The organism is Rhodopirellula sp. UH5 (genome assembly GCF_056839225.1).
This window is the reverse complement of sequence record NZ_CM166390.1, coordinates 4,757,557-4,773,503: the sequence shown is the minus strand read 5'-3', so window position 1 is coordinate 4,773,503 and position 15,947 is coordinate 4,757,557. Positions and strand designations below refer to the sequence as shown.

The 15,947-nt window shown below is 57.1% G+C and carries 10 protein-coding genes; 4 read left to right on the top strand and 6 right to left on the bottom strand.

All coding sequences use genetic code 11. From position 1 onward, the window contains the following. Window positions 1-134: 134 nt before the first annotated feature. Window positions 135-1,526 (top strand): O-antigen ligase family protein, encoded by a 1,392-nt coding sequence (locus UH5x_RS16860; protein WP_236696262.1) that lies wholly within the window; start codon window positions 135-137, stop codon window positions 1,524-1,526. Here the strand turns inward: UH5x_RS16860 and UH5x_RS16855 are convergent. The 3 genes from UH5x_RS16855 to UH5x_RS16845 all read right to left on the bottom strand — a co-directional run bounded on the left by UH5x_RS16855 (window position 1,516) and on the right by UH5x_RS16845 (window position 7,307). Then, a complete protein-coding gene (locus tag UH5x_RS16855; protein WP_482633094.1) occupies window positions 1,516-3,006 on the bottom strand; it encodes a DUF1501 domain-containing protein in 1,491 nt (496 codons plus the stop codon). The genes UH5x_RS16860 and UH5x_RS16855 overlap by 11 nt on opposite strands. Before the next feature lie 66 nt (window positions 3,007-3,072). Continuing rightward, window positions 3,073-6,732 (bottom strand): PSD1 and planctomycete cytochrome C domain-containing protein, encoded by a 3,660-nt coding sequence (locus tag UH5x_RS16850; RefSeq protein ID WP_482633093.1) that lies wholly within the window; start codon window positions 6,730-6,732, stop codon window positions 3,073-3,075. Then, complete coding sequence (locus UH5x_RS16845; RefSeq protein ID WP_482633092.1) at window positions 6,729-7,307, bottom strand: sigma-70 family RNA polymerase sigma factor; 579 nt, start codon at window positions 7,305-7,307, stop codon at window positions 6,729-6,731. The genes UH5x_RS16850 and UH5x_RS16845 overlap by 4 nt, the downstream gene beginning before the upstream one ends. A 160-nt stretch (window positions 7,308-7,467) precedes the next feature. Here UH5x_RS16845 and UH5x_RS16840 point away from each other — a divergent pair, with 160 nt between their 5' ends. Then, on the top strand, window positions 7,468-9,024 hold the full coding sequence (locus tag UH5x_RS16840) for a sialate O-acetylesterase (RefSeq protein ID WP_482633091.1): 1,557 nt from the start codon (window positions 7,468-7,470) through the stop codon (window positions 9,022-9,024). 27 nt (window positions 9,025-9,051) lie between these two features. On the opposite strand, the gene UH5x_RS16835 is transcribed toward UH5x_RS16840, so the two are convergent. The 3 genes from UH5x_RS16835 to UH5x_RS16825 form a co-directional block, all read right to left on the bottom strand. Next, a complete protein-coding gene (locus tag UH5x_RS16835) occupies window positions 9,052-10,521 on the bottom strand; it encodes a hypothetical protein (RefSeq protein WP_482633090.1) in 1,470 nt (489 codons plus the stop codon). A gap of 97 nt (window positions 10,522-10,618) precedes the next feature. Further along, window positions 10,619-11,374: a bacillithiol biosynthesis deacetylase BshB1 gene (bshB1, locus tag UH5x_RS16830; protein WP_047814730.1), complete on the bottom strand. Its 756-nt coding sequence runs from the start codon at window positions 11,372-11,374 to the stop codon at window positions 10,619-10,621. Next, complete coding sequence (locus UH5x_RS16825) at window positions 11,371-13,107, bottom strand: outer membrane protein assembly factor BamB family protein (protein WP_482633089.1); 1,737 nt, start codon at window positions 13,105-13,107, stop codon at window positions 11,371-11,373. Before UH5x_RS16825 ends, bshB1 begins: the two co-directional genes overlap by 4 nt. Before the next feature lie 26 nt (window positions 13,108-13,133). On the opposite strand from UH5x_RS16825, the gene UH5x_RS16820 reads away from it, so the two are divergent. Both UH5x_RS16820 and UH5x_RS16815 read left to right on the top strand, forming a co-directional pair. Beyond that, entirely contained in the window at window positions 13,134-14,045 is a 912-nt protein-coding gene (locus UH5x_RS16820; protein WP_482633088.1) for a metallophosphoesterase, read from the top strand. Between the two features lie 247 nt (window positions 14,046-14,292). Then, window positions 14,293-15,852, top strand: a complete 1,560-nt coding sequence (locus UH5x_RS16815; RefSeq protein WP_482633087.1) for a circularly permuted type 2 ATP-grasp protein — start codon at window positions 14,293-14,295, stop codon at window positions 15,850-15,852. Window positions 15,853-15,947: the final 95 nt, after the last annotated feature.

Sequence of the window (15,947 nt, the reverse complement as noted above, 5' to 3'; positions counted from 1 at the left end):
TTGTAGGGAAAAAAGTCACGCGTGATCACTGCGCCCCACGAGATTGCCGAGACGTGAGTTCCTGAGAACGACAGCCTGCGCGGTGGCGATCGTCCGATCATGGCAATCGCGGACCGGTGAACTAGAGTACGTTCATGTCCCTTCTGGCAGGAACGTCGTCCTTGGAAGCATCCCTCGACCAAGACTTCGACGAACACGTGGAACAGCCAACGCCATCACCGGATTCACAACGCGGTGTTTTGGAAGGACTGTTTGCGCTGGTGTGTCCGCTGCTGTTGATCCTTGCCGTGGCACTCAATCCGCTGGATCAATCCGACTCGACTCCAGCTGGATCGGCGGGCGCTGGTTTGACGATGGAGGTGGCGATGAAGCTGCTCTTGTCCGGGGCGGTTGGTTTGGTCGCTGTGTTGGGCTGGATGTTGTGCCCGCCGGTGCGTCAGCGTCTCGCGAAATTTCCAGGTTGGATTCTGGTGGCTCTGGGCGGCATCTTTTTGGTGACCAGTGCCGCAGCCTTTGGCCCCGCTGCCACGGTGTCACGCGCTGCCGCGATGATCAGCTGTCTTTACATCGTGTTCATCGCTGTGACGTTGCAGTTTTTATCTCTGCGTCAGTCGCTTCAATGCGTGCTGGTTGGATTGGTGCTGCATCTGATCGTCGCGTGGTGTCTGTACCTTGGTGGCGGTGAGACGGCGGTCTACCAAGAAGAACTCGGCCAGTCTCTGATCATCGAACGCATGGGCAGCACGGCGCATCCCAACTCACTCGGTCGCATCGGCGCGTTGGCGATCTTGGTTTGTCTGGGACTTTGGCGAACGAGAAACCGTCCGCTCACACCCGTCATGATCGCGATGACGGGATTCGTTTTCGCGATCTCCGTCGCGACGATGTTTGAATCGATGAGTCGCACGGCGGCCGTTTCGTGTGCGGCAGCTGTCTTGGCCGTGATGATCGATCGGCTGGCCAACCGTCGTGGGTTGGCACTCGGTCTATGCGGCGTGATGGGGATCTGTTTGGCGATGCTGGCAATTGGTTTGTTGTCGGAAGGTTCCGACGTGGGCAGCCGAGTGGTCGCCGTTGGCACCAAGACCGGCGACGTCGACGAACTCACGTCGGCAACGGGACGAACCGAGATTTGGACGGAAGCAATTCGCTACATTGCACAACGACCACTGACCGGATGGGGACTGAATAGCGCGCCGTTGTTGCTGGAGGACTTTTCGCATCACACGCACAACTTGTTGCTGCACGCGATTTTTTCGGCCGGCATTTTTTCGGGCATCTGTGTCGCGGTGCTGGTCGGGTGGACGGTGTACCACGCGTTCATGGTGGTCGATCCCTTGTTTCGCGGGATCGCAGCTTACATTTGTGTTTCAGGGTTGTTCGAAGACACCGCGTTTGAAACCTTCCCCTTTGCTTCGACGTTGTTGTGGTTGTTGGTGCTGCTTGCGGCGTCTGTTGAGGTGCCCCAATCAGAACAGCTCGAACAGGCAACTCCGGAGCATTTGGCTGGCGATCTCAGGCAATGAGATCTCGAATGACGTGGGCTTCTTCGACGCCGGTGAGTCGTTGGCTGAGGCCTCGGAATTTGAATGTGAACCGTTCGTGGTCGATTCCCAACAAGTTCAACACGGTCGCATTGAGATCGCGGATGTGGACCGGGTTCTCGACGATGTTGTACGAAAACTCATCCGTCGTGCCGTAGTCGAAACCAGCTTTCACGCCGCCGCCGGCCATCCAAGTCGTGAAGCAGCGACCGTGATGGTCGCGGCCTGAACTGGGGTTCTCGAGTTGGCCCTGGCTGTAGACCGTGCGGCCAAACTCGCCGCCCCAAATTACCAGGGTGTCGTCGAGCATTCCCAAACGTTTGAGGTCCTGGACCAACGCCGCGGAGGCTTGATCGACATCCTTGCATTGCCGCGGCAATTGGTTGCGAATCGAGATGTGTTGATCCCAACCGCGATGGAACAGTTGAATGAAACGCACCCCACGTTCCGCCATGCGTCGTGCGAGCAAGCAGTTCGCGGCGTAAGAACCTGGACGTCTGGCGTCTTCCCCATACAGTTCGAACGTGGATTCAGGTTCGTCCGAAACGTCGGTCAGCTCGGGCACCGACGTCTGCATGCGGTAGGCCATTTCATAGGCCTCCATGCGTGCCAGCGTTTCGGGATCTCCCGTGGTTTCGGAGTGCAGTTGGTTGATTCGTCCGAGCGTGTTCAAGAGTTCCCGACGTGAGTCTCGCGAGACGCCGTCGGGGTTCTTGAGATACAGCACCGGGTTCGCACCCGGTCGAAGCATCACACCTTGATGGCTGGAGGGTAGGTACCCACTGCCCCACAATCTCGAAAACAGGGGTTGGCCGGGGTTCTTTCCGCTGCCCTGGCTGAGCAACACCATGTACGCAGGGAAGTCTTCGTTTTCCGATCCCAGCCCATAACTCAGCCACGCTCCCATTGACGCGTGCCCCATTTGCTGTGAACCCGTGTTGATGTAGGTCACGGCGGGGTCATGGTTGATCGCTTCGGTCCACATGGAACGAACAATCGAGATGTCATCGGTGATGTCTTGCAGATGAGGCAGCAAATTGCCCACCCACGTCCCACGCTCGCCGCATCGTTTGCCACCCCACAAAGGTTTGACGACTGGGAAACGGCTCTGTCGGGATGTCATTCCGGTCAGTCGTTGGCCACCTCGAATGGAATCCGGCAAATCAGTGCCGTGCAGTTGTTCCAGTTCCTCTTTGTGATCGAATAAATCAATGTGGCTTGGGCCGCCAGACTGGAACAGGTAGATGACCCGTTTGGCTTTGGGCGCAAAGTGAGGCAACCCGGAGGTGAGATTCGATTGAATCTGGCCGCCAGAAGAGGCCGCCTGAGGATTGGCTTCGGACGCCAACAGATTTCCGAGTGCCATCGCACCGAGACCCGCCGCGGAGCCGCCGAACAGCGACCGGCGAGTCATCATTTGCGATTGTCGCAATCCGAGTTCGTGAATCAAAGATTGGTTCATGGGAAGATGCGTTTCGAAGTGGTGTGTGTTGGATCGATGAATGGGAAAAATTCCTGAACGACTTGGTCAAAGTCGAGTCAGTGTTTCGCTGAGGTTCAGCAGCAACGTCGCGACTTGCATCCATGCCGCATGCTCGGCGGGTTCCAGTGTTTCCGAACGAGGTGACTCGCCGACTGAGACAGCCGCCAAAGCATCCTCGGGTGATTGAGCGAAGCGTTCGCGTTCGGTTTCCAACAGTGACAGCACGGCTTCGCGTTCTTCCTCGTGGGGCATTCGACCGACGACCATGGTGAAAGCCTGATCCATTCGTTCCGCGTCCGTGATCGTAGGCTCACTCCGTCCCGGCTCCTCTGTCCCCGACTCGACCAACCAACGAGCGGCCAACACACGAGCGGCTTCGGCGAACTGGGGGTCGTTCAGCGTCACCAAGGCTTGGATGGGAGTGTTCGTTACCCCGCGGTCCATCGTGCACAGTTCACGGCTGGGTGCATCGAACGCAGCCATCGCCGGATGCGGGCTGGTTCTTTTGACAAACGTGTAAAGGCTGCGTCGATACAGCTTCTCACCGTGGTCTTGCACGAAGACTTGTTTGGTCGCGGGTGTGCTACCAAAGTGGCTGACTTCTTTCCAAAGGGCCGGTGGTTGGTACGGTTGCAAACTTGGACCGCCAACCCGAGGCACCAACAAATCGCTGACTGCGAGAGCTTGATCGCGAATGAATTCAGCCGGCAAACGGAACCGGGGCCCGCGTGCGAGCAAACGATTCTTGGGATCCAATTCGATCTGTTCCGGTGTGGCGGAGGACTGCTGGCGATAGGTCGCGCTGCTGACAATTTCACGCATCAATTGTTGTTGATTCCAATCGTTCTCGACAAAACTTGTCGCGAGATAATCTAGCAGTTCAGGGTGACTGGGGTATTCGCCTTGCGATCCAAAGTCCGCCGAAGTGGCGACCAATCCCGTTCCAAAGAACAGGGACCAAATGCGATTCACCGCCACGCGTGATGTCAAAGGATGCTTGGGGTTGGTCAACCAACGTGCCAAGTCCAACCGGTCGGCCTTCTTGAGAGAGAGTTCCGGCAACACCTTGGGCGTGGTAGGGAAAACCCGGTCCGTGGGCGAGTCATATTGGCCGCGGTCCAGCACAAACGTCTCGCGAGGTTTCTCGGCGGTGTCCATCACCATGGTCGAGAACGTGCCGGTCAACACCTCGCGGCGCTCCTCGAGGTTGCTGATTCGAATTCGCAGTGGCTGGAGTGGGTCGCTGAATTCGCGAAACGTCTCCAGCACACGTTGCCGGGTAGGTTCATCCCAATCGCTCGGCGAGGTTTGAATCACTTGGGCGAGCGAAGCGTCCCAGCGACTGTCGGTGTCGTTGCCTGTGAAAGGTTGAATCTGCCACTCGAACGGCGTTGAGTTTCGCTGACCAAACACCACCAACACGCTGAGAAAAGGAGTCGCCTTGGGATCGACCGGCTGATCGAATGTCAGGGTCAGATGTTGTTCGGAGTGACCTTCGGTGGGTTGCCACCATCGTTCGTTGCTCTCTTCGCGAATCGATCCCGTGGCATGCCCTTCGGCTTGACTGCTGGCAGTGATTTTTTGAAACGCCAATTGCCGGTGGTAATCCACTTGGTCGGCCGGTTGTTCGGTGGCGGAGACCAGAACCGTCGCGACTTTGGGAACCGCATCTGGGAAGGGGGTCAGCGCCATCAGCGGATCACTGTTGGTTTGGGCGTTAGCGTTTTTGTCTTGCTCGGAGGCTGGCTTCGCCGGGCCGGGCTGGGGAAGGAACGAAATGCGAATTCCCGTGATCGGCGATCCATCCGCGATTTCTCCGGTCGACAACCGCAGTGAATGGCTCATGCCATTCAGGCCACCACTGGGTTGTCCCAGTTTGACAGTGCCATCGGCGTCAAATTCAATGGCCCCGCGATGATTGGGAGAGGACACATCGAGCAGTTCCATGGGCACCAACGCAAACTGGTCACCTCGTGATGCTTCTGCCTGACGTTGCGATGCCAACCACGACTCCAAGCCTTCGGTGGACTGGTTGAGTTGCTCGCGAAGCTGTTTCAATTCCGCTTCCAACGATGGAAGTTCATCGGTCCGCAGCACCGTTTTCGCGGTGATGCTGGGAGCCGCGTTGCGGCCTCCGTCACCGTCCAACCCCCGGTCTTGCAGTTCGTTGAAAAACGCAAAGAACTGATAGTATTCGTGCTGCGAGATCGGATCGTACTTGTGGTCATGGCACTGAGCACATCCCATCGTCAAACCGAGGAACACCTCACTGGTTGTTTTCACTCGATCGGCGACATAGTTCGTGAGGTTTTCCTCCGGGATCGTGCCACCTTCGTGCGTGATCATGTGGTTGCGGTTGAATCCCGTTGCGATCCGTTGCGACTCGGTCGGATCGGGAAGCAAATCGCCCGCAAGCTGTTCGGTCAAAAACTGATCGAAAGGCATGTTGTCGTTGTAAGCCTGAATCACCCAGTCTCGCCACAACCACATGTGGCGACCGCCGTCGATCGAATAGCCATTGGTGTCGGCGTAGCGAGCTTGATCGAGCCAAGGCAGGGCCATTCGCTCGCCGTGATGCGGTGAACTCAGCAACCGCGTGATCGTTTCTTGGTAAGCGGTTTCGCCGTGCCGTTGATAGTCGCGGACGAATGCGTTGACCTCATCGGGGGTGGGCGGCAAACCGGTCAAGTCAAAGCTCAGTCGACGGATCAACGCTCTTGCTTTGGCCTCTGGCGAGGGTGCCAGACCGGATTCGGCCAATCGTGCCGCCACAAAGAAATCAATTTCATTGCGAGCCCAGCTTTGCGTGGATTCTTCCTCGGTGAAATCAACGGTTGGAACCTCAGGCATGGTTGGCGGAAGGAAAGCCCAGTGGCCCTCGTAGGCGGCGCCTTCTTCGATCCAACGTTGGAGCAACGTTGTTTGCTCCTGCGTCAAAGCCAAGTGAGACTCGGGTGGCGGCATCAGCATGTCGGGATCGTCGCTGATGATGCGTTTCCAGGCCTCGCTTTGGTCGAGGTTGCCGGGCACGATCGGTTGGTAACCGCCCAGATCCGCCGTGGCGCCTTCCAACGTGTCGAGTCGCAAGTCAGCTCGGCGACCCTGTTCGTCTGGACCGTGGCAGTGAAAGCAGGTTTCCGAGAGGATCGGGCGAATGTCACGATTGAACTGCAGTTTGCGATCGGTCGCGGATTCCAGCTCGGGAATCGAGACGGCGGTCAGAGCGGGGTGGTTCATCGAACCGGACGAGTTGATGACCTTCCACGGATTGGGGGGACGTCGATTGGCGGAGTGTTTCGCGTCGACAGGGTTGGTGGTCCGTGTTGTCGTGCGATCCACCTCGGGTGATGAGGTCACGGTTTCGTTGACCATCGCCACGGGGGAATGATTGGATGCCGTCCATGTCTGCAACCAAATCATGTTGCCAACGACCAACGCGGACGCGGCGGCGCACCAGGTGAGAAAGGGTCGCATGCTCGAGTGTTGAGACGTGATCGGCGAAGCTGCGAATGGCTTGTTCAATGCGGGCGTGCCGGCCGCTGTCTGCGAAACCAATGCCTCGTCCAGTTCACACAGATCGAGGTAATGGTCCAGGGCCTTGCTGTCGGACATCAAAATCTCTCGCAGTTCGTTGGCTTCTTCCGCCGTCAGTTTGTTCGCTGAGTGAGCGGCCAGCAGTTGATCGATTCGTTCCCGGGAACTCATGGGGTTTCCGCCGTTGGTTGAGAAAGGGGATGATCGGAGAGAAACTCGGCGTCTGTGGAATCGCCTGTTTGTTGGACGCAGCGAACCAAGCGTTGACGAGCTCGATGAAGGGCTTGCCCGATCGCATTGGCTTTGCGACCGGTCATTTCAGCTAATTCATTCAATGTCTGGCCGTCCAAGTAAAACCGCTGGACCAATTCGCGTTGGTGATCTGGGAGTTGATCCAAGCAGTGGCTCAGCCGTTGCCAATTGTTGCGTTGGCGATTCTGTTCGACCCGTTCGCGATGACGTCGTTCAATGACGTCGTGCAATTGATCGTCGACGAGTACCACGGAGGAGGACGTGGCAAGTTTGCGGGCCTGATTGCGATGATGGTTGCAGGCGATCTGACTCAGCCAGGCGACGAAGTTCGTTCCTTCTTCAAACGCATATTGTTTTTCCATTGCCGTGACATTCGCTGATTGTAGCGCGTCCTGCGCAGCGTGGATCGATCCGGTCAGCCTGATCAAATGACCAAGCACAGGACGTTGGGCCTGCTGAAGCAGGTCTTCAAATGCCTTGCACGAACGAGTCAAACCATTGGGTCTCCACCAAGTAATGTTGAGAGCACGTTTCGTTTTACTCGGAATGTTCGAAGATTTGTGAAAATCGTCGCGATCCCAACCGGGGCGGTCCAGCGATTATGCTGCTGCTGACAATCCCACCTCCCATCCCTCCCATGGAGAAATCTCCACCATGAAAACACCCCTTCCCAACCGGTTTTTACTCGCCGGAATCGCGATCGCGAGTTGTCTGACGAGCCTGATGGGCTCGACCGCACAGGCGGAATTGATGATGCCAGCGATCTTTGGCGACTCGATGGTCGTGCAGCGAAACGAACCCGTTCATATCTGGGGCTGGACCAAACCCGGCCAAGAAGTCAGCGTTCAACTGGGCGATCGTGCCGCCAAAGGCAAAGCCAACGACGAAGGACGATTTGATGTCTCGGTCCCAGCCCTTCCTGCTGGTGGACCCTATGATTTGACTGTGAAAGCCGACGAGACCAAGACCTTCACCGATGTGCTGGTCGGCGAAGTCTGGATCTGCTCAGGGCAATCCAACATGGCTTGGGCCGTGCAAAGTGCCAACGATGGCGATCTGGAATCCCTGACGGCCAACTACCCGCAAATTCGTTTGATCTCCGTGCCAACCGTGGGCACGCAAGAACCTCAGCGAGATTTCAAAGGCAGCTGGACCGCTGCGACACCGGAAACCGTCAAAGGCTTTTCCGCGGTCGGTTACTTCTTTGGCCGCCAACTGCACGAAACCTTGGACGTGCCAGTCGGATTGATCGACAACGCTTGGGGTGGTTCCGCGGCTGAGGCTTGGGTTCCTCGCGATGTGCTGGAAGCCGAAGACAAGTACGAGTCCTTGCTTGCAGGCTGGGACAAGCGAATGAAAAACTACGACTACGACGCGCTGTTGAAATCGTGGAAAGAGAAAAATGACAAGTGGGTTGCAGACGGCCGCCAAGGCAACGCACCTCGACGACCACGCGATGACTCTGCCGGCAATCAACGTCCTGCCAACATCTACAACGGCGTCTTGTTGCCAACGATCGGCTACACGATTCGAGGTGCCATCTGGTACCAAGGCGAATCAAATGCCGGACGAGCCTACGAGTACCGGGACCTCTTCCCGTTGATGATTCAAACCTGGCGTGACCAATGGGGCCAAGGCGACTTCCCGTTCTACTGGGTGCAATTGGCTGACTTCCGCTCGGAAGTCGAAGAGCCGACCGACAGCAGTTGGGCCGAACTTCGCGAAGCACAAACGATGACGATGTCGCGATTGCCAAACACGGGCGAAGCGGTGATTTTGAACTTGGGCGAATCGGCTGACATTCACCCCAAGAACAAACAAGACGTGGCCAAGCGATTGGCTCGATGGGCACTGGTCAAAGACTACGGCTATGACATTCCTTACCGCAGCCCAACCTATCGTGAAGTGAAGTTTGACGGCAACAAAGCGATCGTCAAGTTTGATCACGTCGGCGGTGGATTGGACACATTCGATGTTCGCGAATTGATCGGTTTCACCATCGCGGGTGAAGATCAAAAGTTTGTTCACGCCCAGGCCAAGATCGTTGGCAAAGACACGATCGAAGTGTCAGCCGACTCGGTCGAAACCCCGGTTTCTGTTCGCTACGCGTGGGCCGACAACCCAGTCTGCAACGTGCAAAGTCTGGAAGGTCTGCCAGTGACGCCGTTCCGAACCGATGATTGGCCAGGCATCACGCAGCCGAAGAAGTGATCCAATCAGACAACCCTGGGCACTGATTCACGTCACCCGTCCGAGCAGCTCGCTCGGGCGGGTTTTTTCGTGGGAAGAACTTGAAATGTCTTCTCGCTGTTGCAACCAACGACGCCAGTTGTTCGTGTAGGCTTCCAAGAATTGGTCGGTGGTGGCTGCGTCCCAGGCTTCGCGGTTCCAGGAGGCGGAGATGCAGATTTGGCCCCAGTTGATGCAAATTCCTAACGAGACATTCGTACCCTCCCGAGCTGGGGGCGATCCGAGCGCGTTGCGAAGAGTTGCGTCACCGATCTGGAGCTGCCCATCGACCTCTGGAAAGAACTTTCTCATCCCGCGTGAAAGATCGCCGGTGTAGGTGACGACACTGGTCGTCATCTGTCGGCTGTGATCGATGACCCAACGCATGAACCGAGGATGCTGGATGGCAGCACTCAGGCCGTCCAGGAAATCCATGTGCACGCGGGAATCTTTGATCGCCAGGATTTCATCGGCGACACCTTGAACCAACCCATTCGCATCATCGCATTGGTCCTTGCGGCGACCCAAGAACGCAAAACTGAGCCGATTGGTGGCAGGCAAATCCAGGTCCTTTCGCGATCGCAAATCCACTGGCATCATCACTCGGTAGCGGACCGCTTTTCCATCGCCATGCGTCTGTTCCCATTGCTCAAAGGTTTGGAACAGCATCGCGATGGCGAGGTCGTTGACACGGATCGATGCGTCGCTGCAAGCTTTTTCAATGGTGGTGGATTCGTCCTTGCTGAACAGGATGTGTCGCAAGGGTTCGCCCGAGGAAGCCTCGTTTGAGACACCGTCCCGTTCCTTGACGGCGATGGGGGGCTTGGAGAGAACGGCGGGGCGTTGGAAGTGAAAGTAATAGGCATTCCGAATTCGATCCCAGGTCGTCAACGGACGTTTGGGTGGCTTGGAAAGCAGTTCGGTAAAATCGTACCTGTCACGAAGACGCTCTGCATTGGGTGCGGATCGCGATGATTTCCGAGACGTTTTCCCGCAGTCAGGGTCACCCGTTGCACGCGCATAGCGAGTGAACGTGCCCAATATCACCTGTCGAACTCCGACGCCGTCACTGCACGCATGATGCACCTGAACATACAAACGGCTGCCTGCTTCTTCGGGGACATACCAGAATCGACAACCTGGTTCCTGAAACAGATCGAAGGGTTGGGGCCTGGGATTGTCGGCCGGCCCGGTGGTCAATGGCAGGTCATCGTTGGTCAGCACTCGCGGTGTGAGATCAGGATCGAAGTTCCAGAACAACCGCGCACCTTCGCGAACCAATTTGCAGGACAACAGTGGGTGATCCTGGGCCGTCTCCTCCAGTGCGGTCTGAAGGACTGGCAGTTGCAAAGGCGTTGAAAATTGCATCTCGATGTAGCTGACGATGGGACACGATTGCCGTTCGTCCAAGACGAAGAACGTTTCCAGTGGCGTCAGCGGCAATGGAAACAGCGGCTTGGCGGCGTCCTGAGCGGGCATGTCGAAAACCGATGCATCGAAGAAGAGGGAGCAAAACGCTCGAGGAAATAGGCTACTTCGGCCCCGGCCAAATGCAATTTGTGAGTTGGGTTTCTGCTCAGAGCAAATCTCGCAAACTGGCCATTGCAAGCGGTTCTTTTGTTGCAAACGGTTCTCCATATTGCCGATCGATCAGGCGGCCCCAGTGAGCGGCATCGTCCCGGAAGCGATCGGTCAGGCTGGGCGGTCCCGGGTCTCGACCGATGATGAATTGGCTCTCGTAGGCACGAATGGATTCCAGTTTGCGGTCCCATTGTTCGGAAATGTCCACGATCCAGCTGGGTTGCACCGCCAAACGAAGATGAATGCAGAAGTAGTAGTAGAGGCGTTCAGGATGGTGTCGCGGACCGGGCATCGGCGTTTTGCTCAGCTTCGCATGAAAGCGAGCGGCTTCAACCAACTGAGTCGCGGCGACGTGGTCGGGGTGTGCGTCATGGAAGTAGGGTGCAAACAACCATCGTGGTCGCAAACATCGAATGAAGGAGGCGATGTGTTCGCGAGCGGGCAGGGTGGCTTCGACCGCGCGGTTGGTTAACCCAGCGTTGCCCCGCCAAGTCAGCTTCATGATTTCCGACGCTCGAGCGGTTTCGCGGCTGCGAATTTCGAGGCTGCCGTGCGGGGTGGGTTCGCCGCTGGTCAGGTCCAACACGCCGACACGCATGCCTTCATCGATCATTCGCATGATCGTCCCGCCCATGCCCAGTTCTGCATCATCGGGGTGAGGAGCAACCACGAGAAAATCGAGTGGTTCGATTTTCTCGAAATCGGGGTAGGGGTCTGAATTTGGGAACACGGAGGAAGAAAGGGATGTCATTGAGGCAGCTCCAGTGCGATGGCTTGGTGTGCGTTTCGAACCAGGATCAGGTTGCCGACCACGGTGGGAATGTTCCAGGTCTTGTGTTGCAGGGCGGGGATGCGAAGCAACTCGCGATAATCATCAGGCTCAGCGGCGACCAACACGACTTCGCCCTCTTCAGCTTGCACAACCAGAACGTCCTCGACCAAGATCGCTTGTCCTTGTCCAAAGCGATCGCGACGGGATTGTTCCCACAGTCGTTTGCCGGATTCGATTTCAACCGCTTGCAAGGCACCGTTGCTCAAGGCATAGGCGATGCCGTCTTGGACCAACGCATGGTTGAATTTGGTTTTTAGGATACGCGATGAATGCCAGATTTCATTCACCACGAAGTCGGACGTTTCGGAAGAGGCTGTGTCCGATGCGGATGGGGTGTCGGTTCGCGTGACTTCGATCAGCGAACTGCCACCGCCGTAGCCTTTGCCGATCAGGAACCGATCCTCGCCTGCAGGAATCGCGGCGGCACAGTTCGCACCGGAGTTCGATTTGCCTTCCCAGGGGAACGACCAAAGCACTTCGCCTGAGGCAATGTCGTGCGCCGTGATGTCCGCTTCGTTGACCGCGACGATCTGACGTTGGCCGCCAAGGGTCATGACCATCGGAGATGCGTAGCTGATTTGTTGTTCGCCGGCTCGCCAGCGTGTTTCCCCCGTGGCCGCATCCAGGGCAATCAGCGACCGTCCGGCATCTGATTCTGAATCGGGGCCGCCAAGTGGAAGCACGCAGAGATTGTCGACCATCAGTGGCGATCCTGACCGGCCCCAAGAGATGGCTGCTTCCGAATCTTCTTGGTTCCAACTCGTGATTTCCAACAAGTCACGTTGCCAGAGGATTTTGCCGTCGGAGAGGTTCAAGCACCAAACGGTTCCTGTGGCACCTTGGGCGTAGACTTTTCCCGGAGAAAATTCGGTGGCAGGGGTGATGGTGGGGGTGGATCGCGGGCCGCCTCCACCGAGCGCTTGAAAGTGATTCGCTTCGTGTTCAACCAACCACAGCAATTGGCCATCCGAAAGACGATAGGCCGTGACACATTCCATCTCACCGCGTTGTTCGAGTGTCACCGCGATGCCATCAGCGACCGCAAACGAGGACCAGCCTTCGCCGATACCAATGTCCCATCGGCGGGTCACTTGATCGGCGGAAGTGGAAATGGCGAAGGCACGCTCCTCCAGAACACCCGTTCGGTTGTTGCCCAAAAACTCTCGCCACGATCCTTGCGATTCAGACGGAACGGATGCCACCAACGCGTCAGTGGGATTGGCATCGGCCAAGGGTGTCGTTTTGAGGGCGGGAGTGTCCGAGTTTTTGAATCGCCAAGAGAAGCGGGGGACCATTTCACCCGAAAAGCTTTCGAATCGAAGGAGAGTGACCGCCGAGAGGATCAGGGCTAGGCAACCGGCCGGCACCCACCATGCTTTCCCCGCCGCCAAACTGGCACGTTGCAACTGGTACAAAACGACCAACAAAGTGATCCCACCGGCTGCCAAACTTTGCAGCAACGCTTTTTGATAATCGGTTTCGGGGGCTCGCGATTGAATCAGTCCAATCACAATCGCCCCCGCGATCAGAGCCACCAAGGCTTTCGAACTGTGGCGGATCACCCTGCCCGCGTCGGTGGGCACGGCATTCGCGGTCTCGTACCCTGGAGAGGCCGATTCGTCAGTCGTTGGATCGGGGGGAGGAACGGTCATGGTTGACCAACCCATGCGAGAGAGAAATGTTGAAACGTAGAAAAAAACAGTTGTCAGAGCACGGTAACACGTCGCCCAGGTTGGCGGAATTAGTTCCCGATCCCGATCTCGCGGATCCCGTTCAGCTGGCCTTCATCTCCGATTTACACCTGTTCAGCTCGCGTTGCCACATCGAACGCCACGAGGCCACGATTCGGCGGGCCATCGAGGCCTCCAACGTCTGTGTTTGGGGAGGCGACCTGTTCGACTTCTGCTGGAGTCGGCTCGGCGATGGGGATGTTTCGCGAAATGCTGCGATTGAATGGTTGGAAGCCTGGCGAGCCGAATTTCCGGACAAGGTTTTCATTTACCTCAATGGGAATCACGACGCGCAAGCCTCGTTTCGCCAATCACTTCGGGAATGGGCGCTGCCGTATCAGCAAGAGAGCGATCCCCCATCGGTCTCCGATCCCGGCGGTTTGGGATCGAATTCGACGGAGGCCGCGGCGCGTGTTCGATTGCGATTGCAGCCCGGTGCCGTCCATGTGGACTGGGACGCGGTTCGATTGGCGGATTTGTTGATGGTTCATGGGGACGTGATTGAGGGAGGCGGCCATGCCGCCGGCTTGGCCCATTACCGAAACCGTTGGGCACACGAATCGGACAAGTCACCTGCCAATTTGAAGAATGGTTTTTACGATGCGGCGGTGTCCGCGCGATTGCATTTGGCGGCCGCGGGCGTTGCTCATCGACGCCGCTCGACGTGCCTGCGTTTGCTGCATTGGGCGCGGCAGCAGCCGACTTGGTTGCACCATGACGTGCAGCGAGTGGTCTTTGGACACACCCATCGATGTCTCCGCGGTGTCCATGTCGCTGGGATCGACTTCTACAACGGTGGCGCAGCGGTCAAACATGTGAAATTTGAGCCCGTGGTTTTGTCGGTTTCAGGCGGTGTTTGAGTGTCGAAAGACGGGTTTATGGCATTCACTGCACTGCTAATGCACCGCGGAGGAAAACTTGCCTTCTTTGACAAAGGCCGCCGGCAATTGGTGTCATTGGCGTCCCCCATTGCGATACACTGCAGCGTATCAGTCAGAGGCGGGCTGACCGTGAACCCCAACCATTTCGACGGTGGTTGAGAGGGATGTGTGTCGTCGTGTTTACTCTGTTAACCGGTTTCGTGAACGCGGACTGGTAGATCGCTCCATGCAAAATCAGCCGCAACAAACTCAGTCGCAGATGGCTCAGGCTCAGGCCGGTCAATCTCAAAACGGGCCAGTGCAATCGCAGTCGGGACAGGTGCCGTATCTAGACGGTTACCAGACCGAGTCGTTCTTCGACGAAGTCGTCGATGAAAACGCTTGTGCTCGGCCTGATTCGGTCGCATTGGTGGAATTGATCAACCGCTTGCCGCCAGGCGAACTGAACCGTCGTCAGTTGGCGATTGAGCGTTCGCTGTATCAGATGGGCATCACGTTCACGGTTTACAGCGATTCCGCTGGCACCGAAAAGATCATGCCGTTCGACATTGTTCCACGCATCATTGCACCGGATGTTTGGAGGCACATCGACAGCGGATTAAAACAGCGTATTCGCGCGTTGAATCGTTTCTTGTCGGACATCTACAACGAGCGGAAAATCATCGAAGACGGGATCATTCCCGCATCGATCGTCGATTCCTGCCCGGCCTATTTGCCTGAGTGCAAGGGCTTGCGTCCGCCGCACGATGTTTGGTGCCACATTACCGGGACCGACTTGGTCCGTGACGACGACGGCAACGTGTTTGTCCTGGAAGACAACCTGCGGTGTCCTTCAGGCGTTTCGTACGTGTTGCAAAACCGTTCGGTGATGAAACGAAACTTCCCACAAGCTTTCGCGGCGTCGATGGTTCGGCCGGTCAGTGATTACCCGGCGCGGCTGTACCAGATGCTTCGCCGAATGGCGCCAAGCAATGTTGCCGATCCAAACGTCGTTGTGTTGACACCAGGCGTCTACAACAGCGCTTACTACGAGCATTCCTATCTGGCTCATCAAATGGGAGTCGAGTTGGTCGAAGGACGCGATTTGTTGGTCGAGGATGATCGCGTTTACATGCGAACAACCGATGGTCTGCAAGCCGTGGACGTGATCTATCGACGCGTCGACGACACTTTCTTGGACCCCGAAGTGTTCAATCCGAAGTCGATGCTGGGCGTCCCTGGGTTGATGTCGGCTTATCGGGCCGGCAATGTGGCTCTGGCCAACGCACCTGGAACCGGCGTGGCCGATGATAAGGTCGTCTACGCTTATGTGCCGGAGATGATTCGGTATTACTTGGGCGAAGAACCGATCCTGTCGAACGTGCCGACCTATTTGTGTGACCGTGACGAGGATCGCGCGTACGTGCTGGATCACTTGGACGAGTTGGTGGTCAAAGCCGCTGGTGAATCGGGCGGCTACGGCATCTTGATTGGACCGCACGCCACGCCAGAAGAACGCCAAGAATTCGCTGCGAAAATCCTCGAGAATCCACGCAATTACATCGCTCAACCAACGCTGAGCCTGTCTCGGGTTCCGACCATGGTGGACGATCATTTGGAAGGACGCCACGTCGATTTGCGGCCTTACATTCTTTGTGATGGTCCCGATGACGTGTGGGTTCTGCCTGGCGGCTTGACACGTGTGGCGCTCAAGAAGGGCTGTCTCGTTGTGAACTCATCCCAAGGTGGCGGCAGCAAAGACACTTGGGTGGTGGCCCAAGCTGGTGAAACGGTCGCTCGGCCGTAACGCATATTGGTGGCCGGGTTCCATCCGCACGATGGCTCCGCCGCCTTCGTCTGTATTCTCTGTCGTCGCTTCCGTCGCAATCCCACCGTCGCTTT